Below are 18174 nucleotides of genomic sequence, written 5' to 3' on the forward strand. Positions count from 1 at the left end.
CCATACTTTCTTCTCGGAAATCAATTCGCTTTGTTTCAGTCTTCAGTATGACGACCCACCTGCGAAGCATGGCTGCGCAGCCAGGATTTTCACGGGCAGGTAGCGGCCAACGCTGCGCAGCGCGCGCTAAGGGCGCTGGAGACGGTGCTGCGCTCGGACACCGGACGGTGGATCCTGGGTGACCATGCGCAGGCACATGCCGAGGCGCCGCTGACCAGTCGGATGCCGCGCAGCGGACTGGCAAACCATATCATCGACCGGACGTTTGTCGCTGGCGGAGAGCGCTGGATCATCGACTACAAGACCGTTCGCTGCGATGACGCGCAGCCGCGCGCTTTCCTGGAACGGCACGCCGAGGAGCGCTACCGCGCGCAGCTGGAACGTTATGTCGCCCTGTATGAGGGCGAGGCCTGCAGGTGCGTACAGCAATTTTCTACGTCTTGCAGGACGAGCTTGTAGAGCTGGTTCCTGGCGCCGGCCCGCCACTGCAAGGAACCGAGTAACTGAGAAAAAATTCATGCGAATCTACCGCCATATCACCGCGAACGACGTGCAGCTTGAAGCATTCCCATTCAAGCGAGAACTCTCAATGGAAGCGTATCTGATCGACAACGAGCAGGTGCTGGCCCTCGACGACGACGTCTTCACCAATGTCGAAGTTATCGACGCTGAAGTCCCGCTTGAGTTCGGCCAGAAGCACAGGGAAAGAGACGGCCGCATCGACATCCTGGCCACCTACTCGCAGGAGTACGCAGCGATCGTCGAACTCAAACTCCATCAACTGGACCAGGCTGCTCTCACCCAGCTCGAAGGCTACTTGGCGCAAAGGGCGCGGCTGGTGTCGAGGTACCACGAGGCTTTCAGCGCCGATTCCCTTCCCAATCCGAAATGGATCGGGATCCTGGTCGGCTCATCGATCGAACCTGCGCTGGCCAACCAGCTCCGGGCGGGATACCAGACTCTCGACGGAATTCCTGTCGCTGCGCTGACGCTGCAACGGTTCCGGGCTTCGGATGGGACCGTCCTGGTGACGACCGATTCCTACTTCAAATTGCTGGGCACGAAAGACTTAACAAAGTACCTGTTCGAAGGCAAAACCCTGGGCAAGGGCCGTCTAGTATTGGCAGTCGTGAAGCGCTTTGCCGAACTGCACCCCGGAACCACGTTTGCACAGCTGGAGAAAACCTTTCCGAAAACGCTGCAGGGATCGGGCGGCGTCGTTGCCACGGCTGACCAGGCGAATGATATCTATGCGAGGTTAGGCTGGCGGCGCCATTACCTGAATCCGGGCGAGCTGATCGAGTTACAGGATGGTCCTGCCGCCGTGAGCAACCAATGGGGCATCGGGAATATCGAGCGTTTTCTCACGCGGGCCAGGGAGCTGGGGTGTGCAATCGACCCTGCAATGGGCTCATCATCGAGCATAGTCTGAACGCGCCGGCACACGCCGCGTTTCAGGAGCGGACTGGCCATCATGGAGGACATTCACATGCGTACTGAACCGGGAATCGTCGTGATCGACAGCACCAGCGACCTGCTGTCCTTACGATGCCCGACACCATTCAAGGTCCTGCGAAACCGCTTCCTGAGCGCCTGGCATTACCTGCTGTACATGAAGGCGATGCGTCTTCAGCTGTATGGCAGCGCCGACTGCATCCTGGCAGTGGCGGAGCCGGCCGAGCTAGAGGCAATCGCCCGCCATCTCGACGCGGTGGACACGGAGCAGGCAGGCCAGGAAAGATGGCTCAGGAACCTGCGGTTCGACCTGGTCACGGCGAACTCCAACAAATTCCAGGCAGATCCGGGGATGCTTGACGTCCTTCTTGGCACGGGCGCGCAACTGATCGTGTCGACGACCCATCCTGGCACCCTGTGGAGCGCGCCCTTGCTGGCAGAGGGCTGGAATCTCGGGGACAAGGCGGCATGGATCGGCCGCAACCTGGAGGGAATCTCGTTGATGCGAACGCGGGACATGCTGGCGCCGCGCCCCGATCCTGCAGTCGAGGACAACCCTGATGCCGAACCCGTTTCGCTGCGTACACGGATCAGCGGCTGCTGGGCATGGGATCTGGAATCTGCGGATTTCAGCGAGGAGACCTACGACGCCTGGATGGCGCAGATCCGGAGCTCGCCCCAGGACGAGGTGATGGCGGAACTGTACGCACTAATGCGCCGCCACTACTGGGACGTCGATATCGACGATCCGGCGCGTGCCAGCTTTCTGGACTGGGCAAGGTCGGCTCTGGGCCTCGACCTACCACGGGATCCCGCGCTATCGCGCGGCAGGCCTGCGGCTTGATGCGGCGCTGCCCCAGGCGGCCGGCGCCGGGATGGTGGCCCTGGCGCAACCGCCGGTCGTCCGGCTTGCGCTAGCAGCCGGCGAGCAGCGACGGCAGCAGGTTGCCATGCCCGACCAGGTGAAATTGCGCGTCGCGCGTGGTTCTGGTGCGCGGATCGTAGTGGCCGACGATGTGATGGCGTGCATCCCTGGCGGTCTGCTTGCCGTCGGAGGCAGTGTCGATGTAGCCGATGATGTGACGGCGCGCATCGGTCAGGGTTTGGCGGTTCATGGCGATGCTCCTTCTTTCAGGTCATGGGCCAGAGTCTACGCAGGCATGCGACACGATATGTCGCGGCCATATGCGACCATGTTGCCGTCTGTTGATGGAGGAAGCGCGGATGGGGCACATTGTTCTGATGGGGGATTCGATCTTCGACAACGCTCCCTACGTTGTCGAAGGCACGCACGTGCAGGCCCGGCTGCAGTCGGTGCTTGGACCGGCGGACCGGGTATCGCTGCTGGCACGCGACGGCAGCGTGGTGGCGGACATGCTGGAGCAGGTGGCAAAGCTGCACACCCTGCCGGCGGCAGACTGGCTGGTGGTCAGCTGCGGCGGCAACGATGTCCTTGGACTCGTCGGCGCCATGCAGTCGAAGGTAGCCTCAGTGATCGAGGCGGCGGGCATGCTCGCCGACTGGCAGGCCGGCTTCCGGCGCGACTACCGGCGCATGGTGAATTTGCTGCTGTCGAGGCGCACGCCGCTGGCGCTGGCCACCATCTACGACAGCGTGCCCGGGCTCGCGCCGGGACTGCGCACGGCACTGGCGCCTTTCAACGACGTCATCCTGCGCGAAGCGGCGGTGCACCGCCTGCCGGTGCTTGACCTGCGCCTGGTCTGCGACCACCCGGACGATTATGCGGCCGTCTCGCCAATCGAGCCATCTAGCGCCGGTGGCGCCAAGATCGCTGACGCGATCGCACAACTGGTGCGCGGGCAAGATCCGGCCGCCAGGCATACGGTCGTGTACGGCCCCGCACGAACGAGCTCTTCGTGACGTTTTCATCGCCTGCGCCCGCGGTCATGCCCTTCCGCGCTGCCGCCTTTCATAGGAAACCAGGAGCGCCCCCAGCTTGCCGAAGCAAGATGGTTGATGACAGGACCGAGGCACGGCCGTGACTGCATGGCTGTCGGGCGATCATCAGCGTGGAACCACAGACCCGACAATACCGAACATGCGTTGGCTACCGCTTGTGGCGACCGCACGTTGGCGTATTTCGTATCTCTCTACGCTGGGCATTGCGGGCTCCGCAACGCACTCCACCACCTAGGCCTCTATCGCCAAGTTGCCCAGCAACCTGGCCCCGTCGGCGCTGATCGTGCGGTCCGCAGCGGCGACAGCGATCACTTTCCTTGCGTGCGGCGTCCGGCGCAGGAACCCGGCTAGCTCCGTGCTGTCGGGCCTGACACCGTGGCGGAGCAAGCAGGCCAGCATGCCGGCGCGCAGGTCGACCAAGTCGGATTCGTCCGAGTACAGGTCGTATGGCCGCGACGACAGCGCGATGCGGAAGACGGCGTCCGCGCACTCGGCCAGGTCAGCTCCGGCCATGAGCAGCGTGCCGACAATGGTTTCGTCAAGCGATGCGACGGCGGCAAGCAGCGCCGCTTCTCCGCCGGCATGAACGTCCGCCCCATGGCAAGCAGCCAGCCGAGCGCGTCGCCGGCCGCGCTTCTGGCGGCAGCGGCCAGCGCCGGACCGCCCGCGCCACGGATATCGGCGCCCTGCGCGAGTAGGAACCCGAGCATGTCCGTGTTGTCGGCAGCCGCAGCGGGCGGCAGCGCCACCTCCAGCATGTCCGCAAGCGGCAGCCCGCCATCGACCAGCTGCAGCAGGATGCGCTGGTAGTCGACATCGGTCCGGTCCGGCGTCAGGGGCCCGGACTCCGGCATGAAGCGCCCGTGCACGCCTTTCGCCGGCACCAGGACGGCCGCATGGCTATCCGCGCGCGGATCGGCGCCCTGCGCCAGCGCCGTTGCCACGCCGCCGGTATCGGCATGGCGGCAGGCCATCTCCAGGTAGCGGTTCCAGAACGCAGCGCGCCAGTCGTCCGCGCGCAGGCCGTCGTGCCCGAAGGTTTCGCGCAGGCCGGCCAGGCGTCCGGCGATGAAGGCGCGGAGCCACGGATCGGCGCTGTCGACCGGCAGGGCAGGGCCATTGTCGCTGACCGCGCCGCTGACCTGCGCTGGCCATGGCGTGTCCAAGGCATCGACCTGCTCCTTGAGCAGCCCGACCGCGAGCCGGAAATCGAAGTCGAATGCCGAACCGCAGGCGAGGACGGCGGCAAGCTTCAGCTGTGGCGCCAGCGTGCAAGCGCCAAGGAAGGACAGCATCGCGTCGCCGTAGCGCGGGGCGTTGTGCCACGGTGCCATCTGGCTCCGTTCGAGCAGCGTCTGCCACTGGCTGCGGATGCCGTCGAGGGTGCTGCACTCTTCAAGCGGGAGATACCAGCGTAGGTCGGACATCGTGTGAATTCCTGTGAGCGGTGGCTGAAAAGGTGGCGACCATGTCGGTACCGGTGTCATCCGTAGACCCGGCATGGCCAGGCAGCCCTGATGTTAGCCGGCGTGGCGACAGGGCATGTCGCAGGCCGCATGCTTGCGGTCCTCCGGCGTGCCTGGGCGCGGGCTGCCGGACCATGATCGCGTTGATTCCAACAAGGTGAACGGGGCTGTTTGCAGCTACTCGACATCCGAAGCGTGTAAGCGAGGTTCAAGCGGGGACACTAACGCCTTGCCAGCGCGGTACATGCCCGCCGGCGATCAGCGACTTCGCAGCTGTCCGATTGCTCTTACCAGGTCAGCGCCATCGCGCCAGCCTCGGTCAGGCCACGCCAGGACTTTATATCGCCTGTTCCCGCATTCATGCGCGGGTGGATGCTAGACGACGCATTTGCCGTTGGCGCCTTCAGGCTCCATTCGGCCCCGTTCCAGTTCGCATACTCGACCGTTCCAGCCTGGCGCTCGAGCAGGACCTGGTACAGCCCAGGCCGAGCCGGCTCGACGTCGACGGGATACCACTCGGTGACCTGGCCGGGTGACAACATGTCATTGAACGACCTTTCTTCACCGGACGTCGCGTCCTTGTCCGTCGAGGCTGCGGCGTGGCGGAGTTCAGGCATCGCATCGGTGTCCAGGTCGATCGTGAACTTCCACTCGCCCGTTCCATCGATCGGGTCTGTCCACGCTCCCTCGAAAACCAATGCGTCGGCGTGCTGCGAGAAGCGTCCGCGAACACCCACCTGCGTCGCCACCTGCTGGCCGTAGTACAGGAAACGGCTCGTGACGACCTGCACCTCATCGGTATCGGCCAAGGTGATCTGTCCCTCGCCCAAGTCGGTACAGCTGAACACGAGATTAATATTACTGCCTTGCTTTACGCATATTTCTACCTCTCCATCCCATTCCTCGCGCAAATGGTCCGACTTCCAAGAAACGAGTCCTTTCATGATCCCTCTCCCTACAAATTTAATAACGTAATATGCCTGGTCAGCTGCGCTTCCTTCGTAGCCGGCTTGTCTTGCAACTATCCTGGTAAAGCGCTATGAGCGTTTCCGCTGTCAGCAATACCAAGAGCGCGTGCAACAGCCAGCGCGCGGCGCGTGGTTGCCATTGACGAGGCAGGCGAATGACCTTGACGCGTGTACCGAGTTCGAGACGCCGGTAATGCGCATCCACTGTCTCGCCATCGAAATACGGAGCGTGTGCCCTGACTTTTTCCGCGAAGCGCTCAAACAGCCTGGTTCTCGCATCGTCGCGCCCGGCCAGCATCGCCTGGACACTGCGAGGATCGGTTTGAAGTCCGATCCGCTGCCCAATCCGTGCCTCGAAGTGCGCCGTTCCTCGCGGTGACAGCCTGTTCATGCGAACGCTAGGCGTTTCAATTCGCGCTTTCCCTTCTCCGACAACGCACCGATGAGCACACAGAGCGCTCGTACCTGCTCCATCTCTGTCACGCCCTCCTTTTTGGAGGGCTCGAATATCGAGATCCTGGAGCGGCTATTCGGAAACGTGCCGTAGGCTGCGCAAAACCGCGCCAGCGCCGTATTCAACTGGGCGAACCTGGCGTCTTCCTCACTCACCGGGACTGCCCAAGGCGACAGTTTTTTTTCGGTAACGCGCCCGTCGAGACGACCTCCCGCGCCAGTCTCGCTGGCATACAGTTCCGCGCTCATGCCAGCGTAGCCGATGAATTTGCTGGGTCCAAAGCGGTACCCTTCGGCTGTCTTCACGGCATACCACGACTGAACATGGGGTAAGAGCCTGACCAAGTGCGAACGGCCTTTTTCATCCTGGAGGAGAGAGTTGAACAGTGTAATGTTCTCAATCGCTTCCTGCGTCGACTGGACTAATGTAATTGCCTTCAAAATTTCCTCGCAGTATCGTATGCAATATTTGCTTGTTTATATTGCTTAGATTGAATACTACGCTTCTCGCGAGGCTCAGGCAAGCGGGTTTCGACGTCCGCACGCTGGCGTGGTTCCGGCACTACTCGACGGCACAACAAATTTCGGATTTATATATTGACAGTTTTAGTGTCATAAATTAATGTCACAAACATGGCGAACATACAAATCACCGATTCCCAGGAAGGCACCGCAACGGGTGCCTTAGCAGATGCCGCGACGCGCGAGTTCAGCATCGACGAACTGTGCACACTGGCCGATCTGCCGAAGCGCACGGTGCGGTACTACATCCAGATCGGGCTGGTCGACAGGCCGGCAGGGGAGACGAGAGGCGCCCGCTATCACCGCAAGCACCTCGAACAGCTGCTCGCCATCCGTCACTGGACGCAAGCCGGGCTGTCGCTGGAGCGTGTTCGCGAGCTGATCAGCGGCGCCGGCCTCCCGCCGCCGCGCCAGCGCGAGCGTACTGGCACCATCGAGGTCTGGAGCCACTTCGTGGTGGCCGACGGCGTCGAGGTAAAGCTGAACCCGGCCGTCGCCCAGATGTCGTCCGAACAGTCCAGGCAGTTTTTTGCGGCCGTCACGGCCGCCTACCAGAAGATCAGAAACGAGGACCCGCCCGCATGAGTGCCATCTACCTTCCCGAAGCGCCGTCTGCCGTCGACACTGGCTCCGTCCTGCAATCCGTCCGCGCCGAAGGTAGCGTGCATGGGCTGCTGTTCGAGCTCGACATCGAGCAGTGCTACCTGAACCCTGGCGACGACAACATCGAGGCCGTCTACACGTTCCCGGTGCCGTGGAACGCGGTTCTGCTCGAGGTCGAGGTACACATCGGCGGCAAGGTCCTGAAAGGGACCGTTACCGCCAAGGCCGATGGCGAACGCCGGTACGAAGGGGCGCTAGAAGCCGGCGACTCGGCCGTCATGGTGGAGCGTGCCGGCGATGGCATGTACACCGTCAGCGTCGGCAACCTGCTGGCGCACGAGCGCGCCACCGTACGCTTCAGGTATGCGCAATTGCTGTCATTCACCCAGGGACAGGTACGGATCGTGGTCCCGACGGTCATCGGGCCGCGCTACGGCAATCCGGCACGTACCGGCATGCAGCCCCATCAGTTCGTCAAGAACGATCCACTGCAGGCCCATCCGTTCTCTTTGCGCCTGGTGCTTCATGGCGACATGGCAGGCGCCGCATTGAGTTCGCCTTCACACGCGTTGTCGACGCGTGCCCATGAGGGCACCATGGTCCTGGCCCTGGCTGGCGACGCGCGTCTCGACCGTGACGTGGTGGTGCTGGCAGAAGGGCTCGCGGGGAAATCCCTGACGACCCTCGGTCGCGATGGCGAAGGCTATGTGGCGCTTGCCAGCTTCTGTCCGCCAGAGTGCGAGCAGAAGGCCAATGCGGGCCTGAACCTCAAGATCCTGGTGGACTGTTCGGGCTCGATGAACGGGGACCGGATCGATGCCGCCCGCCGGGCGCTGCACGATGTGCTGGCGCACCTGGAGCTGGACGACAGCTTCAGCTTCAGCTGCTTCGGCAGCGACGTGAACCATTGCAGTAGTTCGCTAATGGCAGCCACGCCGCGTGCGGTCAAGAAGGCCAGCGAATGGATTGCGGAGACCCGAGCCGACATGGGCGGCACCGAACTCGCCGCCGCACTGGCGTCGACCTTCGCGCTGGCGCAGCCGTTCGAAGCCGACGTCCTCCTGGTGACCGACGGCGATGTATGGGAAGCGGACGAACTCGTGGCGCGCGCAGAACAGGCCGGGCAGCGTGTGTTCGCGGTTGGCATCGGCAGCGCGCCGGCGTCCGGCCTGCTGCATGCATTGGCGAGCCGGACCGGCGGCGCGTGCGAATGCGTTGCGGCGCATACCGAGATCCCTGGTGCGATCCTGCGCATGTTCCGGCGCATGCGCCAGCCACCAGTACGCGACGTGACAGTTAGCTGGGACATCGCGCCTGAATGGCAAACCCGCTCCGGGCGGGTCGTACTAGCAGGGGAGACCGTCCACCATTTTGCAGGTTTCGCGGCGCAGCCACCGCGCCGCGCCACCCTCGGATGGACACAGAATCCTGATGGGGTAGCACACCACGCCGACGCGGCGACGGCAGGCGTGACCGTTGACGGTACAACCCTTGCACGGGTAGCCGCGGCGGCGCGCATGACCGGTTCTACTGCCGCCGAACGGCACGCGTTGGGGCTACAGTACGCGTTGGTCAGCCCGACCACCAACCTCGTGCTGGTGCATGAACGGCCCGACGCGGAAAAGGCGACAGACATGCCGGCGCTGCGGCGCGTCACCCATGCGCTGCCAGCCGGCTGGCGTGGATCCGGAAACGCCACCGACAGCACAGCCGCGCCGACGCTGCGCGCGAGCCGCCATGGAGCAACGCCGGCGATGCCTGCCGTCTGGCGGCGCGAGGAGAGCTCGGCGATGCTGCGGGTAAGCCAAAACGGGGTTGAGACCTACGATATCCCGGCGTTCCTGCGTAAGCAGGTACCCGATGCAGAGTACGCGTACCGCGACGCACTGCGACGCTTTGTCGAGGCGCTGGCGCCGGAAGCCGGCAGTGGCGACACTGCAGTCCCGACAACGCTGGACGGGATCAGCGCATACCTGCCTGTGCATGTGACGGCAGCGCTGCGTCTACTGGTCGAAGCCGGCTATGCCGAGCAGGACATTACCGACGCCTTCATTGCTATGTTAGTGAGACAGTTCGGAAACGACAGTTTCGCTCGGCGGGCGCTTGATGTGCTTCGACGACTGGTCGCTGGCCTTCGTCCCGCCTCTGCCGGGCTCGAGCAGCGGGTGCGACACATCGTGCTTGAAGCGTTTCATGCCCGGAGCGGCGTCGCGTTGCAGGAAATGCCCGCCTGGCTGCGGCGCGCCGCTGACTAGACCGGGCGGGACGGTGAGTCCCAGGGGATGCAACAAGGGTCATGTGCGTTGCCTACTTACGCGTCGGTATTTCGCAAAGGCTGCAAGCTGCAGGCTGAAATTGGTCTTCGTTGGCGTTCGATCTACCGACTAGACGCCGCCCTACACTGAGGGCCATGATGGTACCGATTTTTGAGGGTATTTTTGGTACCAACAACGCGACCATCTTTTTGATGGTATGTGGCGGTTTTTGATAGCACGGCTCGGCACAACAAAAAAACCGCGTCTTCCATGAGAATCACGGGTTCCGGTACGTTGTGGTACGTGATGATACAGTTTTTTGGTGCTCCGGCCAGAACCGAACCCGCACGCCGTTCGCGCCCGGATTCACCATAGCAAATAAGGCGTGCACACGTATGCAGATTCACTCAATAGGTTTCGCCCCTTGCGTCGCCAAATCATCACTATCTTTCACATATTCACGGATCTGGTCGAGCGCGCTCTGCCGGGTATATGCCATGGTTGTTGTCACGCTGGCGTGGCCTAAGGACTCGGCCACCACACGGATATCGCGGCCGCGCACAATTAAAGCCTTGGCGAACGTATGACGCAACCAGTGTGGAGACACCTCACGTAACTGTGCAGCCTCACTACCCCGGTTGTTTCGCTCGAGAGAGACCGCCACCTGGTCGAGCCGATTTTTGACAATCAGATATAGGCTCTTGCGCGAAGTGATGCTAGCCCAGGCGCGGAAGTAGCGCCGCGACTTCGCTTCAGTAACCAACCGACTGCCGATCGCGACCTTCTTCGTTTGCACCGAAAGCAGCAGTCCATAGTCTTCGCCCGGTTCCGGTACCGCCGTCAGTCCGAATGCACCGCGGTACGTCATCAATTCTTCGAACACGGACCGTGTCATTGGCACGTCGCGCCCCTTGCTCCCCTTAGCGTGTTCGTCGTCGACTCTTAATATCCAATAGGTACGCGCAGTTTTTGGATCGGTTAATGGATACACATCGCGCATACGCGCGCCGACCAGTTCAGAGGCGCGCAGACCTAACTCGCGCAACGCCACGAACGCGAACTGGTCCCGCGCGCGTAGCCGTGCAGCGTTGTCGTCAACAACGGGCAGGGCGTTGAGGTACTCGACCACATACGCGTACAAGTCGAGATCGAGCGACCGCTCCGCATTGAGCCGCCGCGATTTCCGCGTTTTGACACGCGCCATCGGGTTACGGCGGATGATCCCATCCTCGTGCAGCGTATTAAAGAGGGCGCGGATGCAGCGCAGGATGTCGTCGCGACTACCAGCCGATGGGGTAGTGCGGAAGGGGGTGTAACCAGGTTCGTCGGCTTTGGCAAAACGCAGCAAAGGCTGCTCACTGCCGTCCGGACCTTTACGAGTCCGTCCGCTTTCGATCTTGCGGCAGAGGCATTCGGCAGGCAGGTCGCGCAAGAACGTAATAAACGCGTTGGCGTGGGCTTGGTTCCAGTCAACAGGAGAAACGCCGATCCGGTCGCAGTACCAACGGAACTTTGCAATGTGGTAGCTGTACGTGTTCGCTGTCTCTTCGCTGAAGTCGCCACCGTTATGACGCACGCCGTCCAGCCATACTTCGACCGCGCGCCAGGTCGCCGCAACGACGACGCTATTGTCGCTTGTAGTTACCAGTTCGTCAGACGTGTCTCTCATCGCATCCCTCCGTGAACGCCGCGCGCCATGCGCAGCTGATCGATCGTCATTTCAAGCCGATCGATTTTGGATTGCAGTTCCGCTGAGCGTTCCTTCGCAAACCGCGTTTCGGCACGTCCCATCTCAATCGACTGCATCGCAAACAGCCGTTGTCCCTTGAGTTCTTCGGTCAGTCCAGCGAGCGTCTGTTGCTGCTGGGCGTGGATGGCCTGACTCGCTGCCAGTTCACGGGCGAGGAGGTCAGCACGCGCGGTCTGCGCTTGCACCTCGCTGGCAAGCCGTGCGGCTTGCGCACGCGCTTCACTGGTCGCACGCTCGGCCTCGCGCAGCCTGGCATTCAAATAGTCGACTTGGGCATCGCGACCGGCTTGGGCAGCGAGGCGCGCAAACTGCGGCATCGATTCCGTGAACATCGCGCGAATGGCCGCGATATCCGGCACCGCAGCAACCATCGGCTGTTGGACTGATCCAGCAGGTAGCGACGGCGTCGGTACCGTGAGTTCTCGCTCGAGCGCGTCTTTTTCGATGGCGATGGTCGACGTCGACGGATTACGACCTGGGGCATACGCACGCAGCAGTCGTCGATAGATGTCAGGCCCATACAGCTTGTTGGTCACCTCATAAACGGCCCGCATAAAGGCGCGCAGGAACGGCCGATGGTCGCGTGGATCGACTGGATGGCGATCGAGCAAGGGCACGACGCGCTGCACGAGCTCACGCGCTTGGTCGTCGGACAATGAAAAGGGCGGACGGCTCATCGTGTTTCCGTGACGCGATCGAAAATTGCCACGCCGCGTACCGGGTGCAATCGACGCGTTTGGAATGCTTTAACGGGAAGAGTGAACACAGAGACCACAACGTTAGCTGAACAGTGTAGCGGTAGCTTAACCGGTATTAAAACAAGTGTCAAAACCCAACTTTCGACTTAGCCAGTATTAAGTCGAAAGTTTTTGCGAAAGCGTTTTTGTTTCACACCCGGGTTCTGTTCAACATAGCCCGCGTTATGTTGAGTAGATTTGCCGAACGGTTTCAGCGTTTCACGGGCGCGTTTTCGCGACCGAGACCTGACGGGAACGGGCCAGCCCAACCAAGGAAATAGATTTCATAATGGCAATAAAATAGAATGGTTCAGAACTAGGACGCACGCCAGCTGGCGCAGCGGGCGTAGCTCAGCGACAAAGTGACGTCAACATCGGAGCCAAGCGGCTGGGCGGATTTGTTGATGATGTTCTGGACAGGTCAAAGATAAGTTCCGCAGGTAAATAGACCAGCGGCCAGAATCGGCACGTTTTCTGTGACACGTCACGGCATCGCAGGCGATCGCTGTCGAGGACGAACGCTGAGGCCCGATGCTGGCATGCCAATACACCCTGGCTGGCCTCTGTCCGCAAAACTAGACGACGGGCCGCGCAAACCCGACGGCTTCGAAAAATTGTCGAGAGACCGACAATGAACAGACGTTGATGTGTGAACGACTGAGTTCGGCTTGGCCAAGCGCTGGCTTTTCGCTAGGATTATGGGAGTCCAGTACCCTGGCGCCAAAGCGAATCAAGAACACTGGCCGCCGAGCTCTTCTGACAGGAGAGAAACGGGCAAAAAAATACCCGCCGGGAGGCGGGTTGAATCTATTTTCCTGGAGGAAGATAGAGGAGACATAAGCATCATGCTGCATCGCACAAGGACTGTCCAATGACGGTTCGTGATACCTGAAATGCGTCCAACCCATGTCTCATACGACTACGCAGCAAACTCGACATTACCAAAAATATTGTCGATTTGAGAGTGTCAAGTTCGAAGTGGATAATATTAAGGAATACGTTAAGATGCTGATGCATCGCATGTTACATATGTCATTACTTCTATAATGTCAGATATTTGGGGCGCCTGTCTTACGCGGTCTCGTCACTCTTCCGTAATGCCGGCTAAAGCTGCGACAACTTTCACTCGACAAGCCGGCCCCCCCTTGAAAGCCGATCGAAAGAGGCTTTACGGCATAACCTGTCATTCTTCGTCCCGAATGACGCCCGAAGTGCCCCCTCCCCGTTCATCCACCCAGCCTTTCGCTGATCGGCCTTAGTAAGGACATGGAACTGGCGCGTTTTCGACGTGGCATCCACATCTCCATTGCCGGCGACGGAGCGCGGCTCGTGTCAAGGCACTTGGACGAAATGAATGCAGAGCATCAGCACTTGATTGCGCCGGGCTTAGGGATCACGAGCGGCGCGGTGGTTGACGGCGCCGTCCGATGGCCTTCCTGTCGTTCTCATCCTCTTCAAGCACAAACAATCTATTTATTTATATAAATATTCCAGGCTGCGCGCGGCCTGAGGCGTCATTATGTTGATTCCGTTGTCGCTCGGCCTGGCAGTCGGCATGATCCTGTCGCTCATAGGCGCCGGCGGAGGCATATTTGCAGTTCCATTGCTCGTGTTCGGAAGCTACATAAGCGTCGCACAATCCGGCCCGATCAGGCTGATGGCCGTAGGGATGGCGGCGGCGCTGGGCGCCATCCTCGGGTTGCGCGCCGGGGTGGTGCGCTACCGTGCAGCGCTCCTGGTTCCCAGCGCGTTCCAAGCGTATTCTTTGGGTAGAAGCTGTCGTACTGCTGGCGTTTGTCGTACTCGCCGCTTGGCTAGCGTCAACGTCGCCTCCCGGCGAACAGATGTGAAGCGTCCGAGTAGTCGTCGCTGATTCACGCTGGATAGCCGGCCCTTACAGCTGTCTTCCACAAATCCGCGCGCCATCGCCGCTGGATGATTCAAAGCGAGCCGGCTTTTACAGCGTCGAGCCACGTTTTCATGTCGCGACGACGATCGCGTGGGCCAGCGGATGCTCGCTATTCCGGTAACGCTGGCCGCGATGCGCGGTACGTCCTGCGCGCTGCCATCGGGGGCAGCCATACCCGAATGAGACGTTGGGCTGCCCACGGTGAGCATGCCGGTCTTGTCCGTGATGAAGGTATCGATTATGAGCAGGTCCCTAATCGCAGCGGCATCGTAAACAGATCGGCACGAGGATCAAGATGAAATTATCGGCTATCGCGTCAGCCGGACGCTGCATCGGCGCACGCCAGCGCAGAGCGTGAGCTAAGCTGCTTCGTTCCACGCCTGCATCGGCAATATACGAAAAAAAGTTGCGCGAGAACGGAATAAAAACACGACCGGACTCGTTTATCCATACGAGAACATGTTTCTCGCGGCCTTTTTTAGCGATATTCTGACTGGAAGCCCATATGACCATCAAGCACATCATCTTCGCAATCGCCTGTACAGGCACCGCCGCACATGCCATGGCCGGCCCGGCGCTGGACGCCGCGCAAGCGCATTTCACCGCAATCGGCGCCGCGGACCGCGCTGCCATCCTGCGCGATTATGCCGACAACGCGCGGCTGATCTGGGTGGGCGGGCCGCTCGACGGCAGCTACGACGGGACTGCATCCATCGGCGCGGTATGGGACAAATTCAATGCCGCCGCCGGCCCTGCGCGCGTTACCGTCCTGAACGCGAGCGAGTCGGCTAATCCGAAAGGCGCTACCGTGACGGCTGCCGTGCAATTCGACGCCAAGGTCCAAGTCAAGGTGCGATACGTACTGACCTACCGCGACGGCAAGCTGGTGAACGAAACCTGGCAGGTCGACCCTAAACTGGCGGCCGGCGGCTACTGAGCCGGCGCGCCGATGTCCTTCGTGCCGGACGATCCCGCCGACCACCTGCTGGCCTGCCTGCCGCGCCTGCGGCGCTATGCCCGCGCGTTGGTCGGCGATCGCGCCGCCGCCGACGACCTGGTGCAGGATACGGTCGAACGCGGCTGGACCGCCCTGTCCGGCTGGCGGCGCGGCAGCGATATGCGCGCCTGGCTGTTCTCGATCATGCACAACCTGCGCGTCGACCAGGCCCGGCGCGGCGCCCTGGACACCGAACCGCTGGACGACGACACGCCGTTGCCGGCCGCGCAGGAACACGTGAGCGCCGGCCTCGAACTGCGCGACCTGGACGCCGCGCTGCGCCTGCTGCCCGAAGAGCAGCGCGAAATCCTGCTGCTGGTCGGGCTCGAGGACATGCGCTACGAAGACGTGGCGCGCCTGCTCGGCGTCCCGGTCGGCACCGTGATGTCGCGCCTGTCTCGCGCGCGCGAGAAATTGCGCGCGTTGATGGACGGCCGCGCGCCCGTCGTTCCATTGAGAGTCGTGAAATGAGCATCCTACCGATCACCGAAGCCGATCTGCACGCCTACGCCGACGGTCGCCTGGCGCCGGCCCGGCGTGCCGAGGTCGACGCCTACTTGGCCGCGCGCCCGGACGACGCCGCGCGCGTGCGGGCGTGGATCGGTCAGAACGACGCGCTGCACGCGCTGTTCGACCCCGTGCTCGACGAACCGCTGCCGGCGCGCCTGGCCGCGCCGCTGCGCGCCCGCCCCGGCCTGCGCGACGTACGGCATTGGCCCTGGCAGGCGCTGGCCGCCGGCCTGGCGCTGGCGCTGCTCGGCGGCGGCGGCGGCTGGAGCCTGCGCGGCGCCGCCGAACGCGATCATCGTCTGGCGTCGATCGAGGCGGGCGCGCCCTTCCCCCAGCCGGCATTCTCGGGCCTGGCACACCAGGCTGCCATCGCCCACGTGGTCTACAGCCCGGACGTGCGGCGCCCGGTGGAAGTCGGCGCCGACCAGGAAGACCAGCTGGTGGCATGGCTGTCCAAGCGCCTGGGCAGCAAAATCCATCCACCGCACCTCGGCAAGCTCGGCTACGAACTGATCGGGGGGCGCCTGCTGCCCGGCGCCAGCGGGCCGGTGGCGCAATTCATGTACCACGACGGCGCCGGCCAGCGCCTGACGTTGTACGTCTCGACCGAGCAGGCGCAGAACAAGGACACGGGCTTCCGGTTCGCCAAGGAAGGCCCGGTCAACGTGTTTTACTGGATCGACGGCAAATTCGGCTATGCGCTGTCGGCCGGCATCGACAAGGGCGAACTCGCGCGCGTCGCGACCGCCGTCTACGAACAACTGGAGGGACCCGTTTGAAACCGATGTATTTGCTTGCCGCCTGCCTGTGGGCCGGCGCCTGCGCCGCCCAGGACATGCCGTTCATGCCCGCACACATGCACGCGCATGCGAGCACGATCGCAAGCGCCGCCCCGCCCGCCTTCGTCGCCAGCAGCGCCAAGCCGTACGCGGCCCTGGCCGACGACGCCATGGCCGTGATGGACGACGACATGCGCCGTGCGCCGATGAACGGGGACCCTGGCCACGACTTCGTCACGATGATGATCCCGCATCACCAGGGCGCGATCGACATGGCCAAGGCCATCCTGGTGCACGGCACCGATCCGGAATTGCGCAACCTGGCGCAAGGCATCATCGCTGAGCAACAAAATGAAATCAATGTCATGCGGGCCTGGCTGCAACGCCACGACGCCGGCACGACCACCCATACCGATAAGGAAGTCCATGCAACGCACTAAATTTGCCGGCACCACCATCCGTGCCGCCGCACTCGCCATCGTACTGGCCGGCGCCCTCACCCCCGCCCACGCCCTCCCAAGCGCCCAGGACCGCGTCTACACCGCCGACCAGAACAGCAACACGGTCTCGGTGATCGACCCGTCCACCAACACCCTGCTGGGCCAGATCCGTCTGGGCAACCTGCGCCCGGACGTGCTCTCGCCGCTGTACAAGGGCGAGGTCAACGTGCACGGCCTGGGCTTCTCGCCGGACCACAAGACGCTGATCGCGATCGCCAACGGTTCCAATTCCGTCACCTTCATCGACACCGCCACGAACAAGGTCAAGGGCGTCACCTACATCGGCCGCTCGCCGCACGAAGGCTTCTTCACGGCGGACGGACGCGAGGTCTGGGTGGTGGTGCGAGGCGAAGACTATATTTCCGTCATCGACCCGGCCACCTTCAAGGAAACGCGTCGCATCCAGACCACCGGCGGGCCTGGCATGGTGATGTTCCACCCGGACGGCAGGCTGGCCTTCGTCGTCTCGAGCTTCAACCCGGTGGTCGATGTCGTCGACGTCAAATCGCACCAGGTCGTCAAGCACATCCCCGTGACCAGCCCGTTCTCGCCCTTCCTGCAATTCTCGCCGGACTTCAAGGAAGTGTGGATGACGCACAAGGACGTGGGCAAGGTCACCCGAATCGACGTCGCGACGCAATCGGTGAAGGGCGTGATCGACACCGGCCTGATCACGAACCACCTGGCGTTCGCGCGCACCCCGGCCGGCGTGCGCGCCTATGTGACGGTCGGCGGCGAGAACGTGGTCAAGGTGTACAGCACCGGCGACGCGCCGGCGCTGGTGGCGACCATTCCCACCGGCGCCCTGCCGCACGGCGTCTGGCGTTCCGACGACGACAGCCGCGTCTACGTCGGCCTGGAAAACGGCGACGGCGTGGACGTCATCGACACCGCCGCCAACAAGGTGGTGGCGCACGCGCCGGTGGGCCAGGCGCCGCAGGCGCTGGTCTACGTCTCGCACGCGGTGCCGGCCGGCGCCGGCACGACCAACCTGGTGCCGCGCGCCAACGCCGAGCCCGTCAACATCGCACTGCGCCCGGCCGGCGGCGGCGCCACCGGCTTCGTGGTGGCGCGCAACCTGGGGCTGACCGATGCGCTGGAGGTGTCGTTGTTTTCCCTGAAGCCGGACACCGTGTATTCGGTATACGCGAGCGGTCAGGCGATGCCGGTGGCGCGCTTCAAGACCAATCCGAAGGGCATGGCAAACGGCACCGCCATCGGCCCGATGCGCGAGGTTGCGAGCGCCCTGTCGGCCAAGGATCCCGGCGCCAGCCGCATCCTGGTGATGGAAGGCGATGCGCCGGCCGACCCGGCCAAAGCCGTCCTGGCAAGCGTGCGCTAGAAACACGG

General features: G+C 62.7%; 18 protein-coding genes. 11 read left to right on the top strand and 7 right to left on the bottom strand.

Going from position 1 to position 18174, the window contains the following annotated elements:
* Positions 1 to 144: 144 nt before the first annotated feature.
* Genes FBX97_RS28245 through FBX97_RS28255 form a run of 3 tightly spaced genes read left to right on the top strand, consistent with a single transcriptional unit; the run spans position 145 to position 2299 of the window.
* Positions 145 to 459, top strand: a complete 315-nt coding sequence (locus FBX97_RS28245) for a hypothetical protein (protein WP_141839113.1) — start codon at positions 145 to 147, stop codon at positions 457 to 459.
* Between the two features lie 58 nt (positions 460 to 517).
* Entirely contained in the window at positions 518 to 1432 is a 915-nt protein-coding gene (locus FBX97_RS28250; RefSeq protein WP_141839116.1) for a hypothetical protein, read from the top strand.
* 57 nt (positions 1433 to 1489) lie between these two features.
* Positions 1490 to 2299 carry an NADAR domain-containing protein gene (locus FBX97_RS28255; protein ID WP_185748788.1) on the top strand — a complete coding sequence of 270 codons (810 nt, stop codon included), beginning with the start codon at positions 1490 to 1492 and terminating at the stop codon, positions 2297 to 2299.
* A 70-nt stretch (positions 2300 to 2369) separates the two neighbouring features.
* On the opposite strand, the gene FBX97_RS28260 is transcribed toward FBX97_RS28255, so the two are convergent.
* Positions 2370 to 2570 carry a hypothetical protein gene (locus tag FBX97_RS28260; protein WP_141839120.1) on the bottom strand — a complete coding sequence of 67 codons (201 nt, stop codon included), beginning with the start codon at positions 2568 to 2570 and terminating at the stop codon, positions 2370 to 2372.
* A 109-nt stretch (positions 2571 to 2679) separates the two neighbouring features.
* Here FBX97_RS28260 and FBX97_RS28265 point away from each other — a divergent pair, with 109 nt between their 5' ends.
* On the top strand, positions 2680 to 3336 hold the full coding sequence (locus FBX97_RS28265) for an SGNH/GDSL hydrolase family protein (RefSeq protein ID WP_185748789.1): 657 nt from the start codon (positions 2680 to 2682) through the stop codon (positions 3334 to 3336).
* Positions 3337 to 3722: 386 nt separating this feature from the next.
* Here FBX97_RS28265 and FBX97_RS28270 read toward each other — a convergent pair whose 3' ends face one another.
* The 4 genes from FBX97_RS28270 to FBX97_RS28285 form a co-directional block, all read right to left on the bottom strand.
* Positions 3723 to 4802, bottom strand: coding sequence for a hypothetical protein (locus FBX97_RS28270; protein ID WP_141839124.1), 1080 nt, complete (start codon positions 4800 to 4802; stop codon positions 3723 to 3725).
* A 326-nt stretch (positions 4803 to 5128) separates the two neighbouring features.
* Positions 5129 to 5785 (bottom strand): hypothetical protein, encoded by a 657-nt coding sequence (locus FBX97_RS28275; protein ID WP_141839126.1) that lies wholly within the window; start codon positions 5783 to 5785, stop codon positions 5129 to 5131.
* A 40-nt stretch (positions 5786 to 5825) separates the two neighbouring features.
* Positions 5826 to 6200, bottom strand: coding sequence for a hypothetical protein (locus tag FBX97_RS28280; protein ID WP_141839129.1), 375 nt, complete (start codon positions 6198 to 6200; stop codon positions 5826 to 5828).
* On the bottom strand, positions 6197 to 6703 hold the full coding sequence (locus FBX97_RS28285) for a hypothetical protein (protein WP_141839131.1): 507 nt from the start codon (positions 6701 to 6703) through the stop codon (positions 6197 to 6199). The genes FBX97_RS28280 and FBX97_RS28285 overlap by 4 nt, the downstream gene beginning before the upstream one ends.
* A gap of 192 nt (positions 6704 to 6895) precedes the next feature.
* Between FBX97_RS28285 and FBX97_RS28290 the strand changes: the two genes are divergently transcribed.
* Positions 6896 to 7369, top strand: coding sequence for a helix-turn-helix domain-containing protein (locus FBX97_RS28290; RefSeq protein WP_141839133.1), 474 nt, complete (start codon positions 6896 to 6898; stop codon positions 7367 to 7369).
* Positions 7366 to 9642: a VIT and VWA domain-containing protein gene (locus tag FBX97_RS30505; RefSeq protein WP_141839136.1), complete on the top strand. Its 2277-nt coding sequence runs from the start codon at positions 7366 to 7368 to the stop codon at positions 9640 to 9642. The genes FBX97_RS28290 and FBX97_RS30505 overlap by 4 nt, the downstream gene beginning before the upstream one ends.
* A 403-nt stretch (positions 9643 to 10045) precedes the next feature.
* Here FBX97_RS30505 and FBX97_RS28300 read toward each other — a convergent pair whose 3' ends face one another.
* Entirely contained in the window at positions 10046 to 11311 is a 1266-nt protein-coding gene (locus FBX97_RS28300) for a tyrosine-type recombinase/integrase (RefSeq protein ID WP_141839138.1), read from the bottom strand.
* Positions 11308 to 12069 carry a hypothetical protein gene (locus tag FBX97_RS28305; RefSeq protein ID WP_141839140.1) on the bottom strand — a complete coding sequence of 254 codons (762 nt, stop codon included), beginning with the start codon at positions 12067 to 12069 and terminating at the stop codon, positions 11308 to 11310. The genes FBX97_RS28300 and FBX97_RS28305 overlap by 4 nt, the downstream gene beginning before the upstream one ends.
* 2474 nt (positions 12070 to 14543) lie before the next feature.
* Here FBX97_RS28305 and FBX97_RS28315 point away from each other — a divergent pair.
* The 5 genes from FBX97_RS28315 to FBX97_RS28335 are packed head-to-tail and all read left to right on the top strand — an operon-like array spanning position 14544 to position 18166.
* Positions 14544 to 14975 (top strand): nuclear transport factor 2 family protein, encoded by a 432-nt coding sequence (locus FBX97_RS28315; protein ID WP_141839142.1) that lies wholly within the window; start codon positions 14544 to 14546, stop codon positions 14973 to 14975.
* 12 nt (positions 14976 to 14987) lie between these two features.
* A complete protein-coding gene (locus FBX97_RS28320) occupies positions 14988 to 15506 on the top strand; it encodes an RNA polymerase sigma factor (protein WP_141839144.1) in 519 nt (172 codons plus the stop codon).
* The gene (locus FBX97_RS28325; protein WP_141839146.1) at positions 15503 to 16324 is read left to right on the top strand and encodes an anti-sigma factor; all 822 of its coding nucleotides are present in this window, start codon (positions 15503 to 15505) and stop codon (positions 16322 to 16324) included. Before FBX97_RS28320 ends, FBX97_RS28325 begins: the two co-directional genes overlap by 4 nt.
* A 56-nt stretch (positions 16325 to 16380) precedes the next feature.
* The gene (locus FBX97_RS28330; RefSeq protein WP_370457380.1) at positions 16381 to 16764 is read left to right on the top strand and encodes a DUF305 domain-containing protein; all 384 of its coding nucleotides are present in this window, start codon (positions 16381 to 16383) and stop codon (positions 16762 to 16764) included.
* The gene (locus FBX97_RS28335; RefSeq protein WP_141839147.1) at positions 16751 to 18166 is read left to right on the top strand and encodes a cytochrome D1 domain-containing protein; all 1416 of its coding nucleotides are present in this window, start codon (positions 16751 to 16753) and stop codon (positions 18164 to 18166) included. Before FBX97_RS28330 ends, FBX97_RS28335 begins: the two co-directional genes overlap by 14 nt.
* Positions 18167 to 18174 lie beyond the last annotated feature (8 nt).

The organism is Herbaspirillum sp. SJZ107 (genome assembly GCF_006715485.1).
Taxonomy (GTDB): Bacteria; Pseudomonadota; Gammaproteobacteria; order Burkholderiales; family Burkholderiaceae_D; genus Telluria.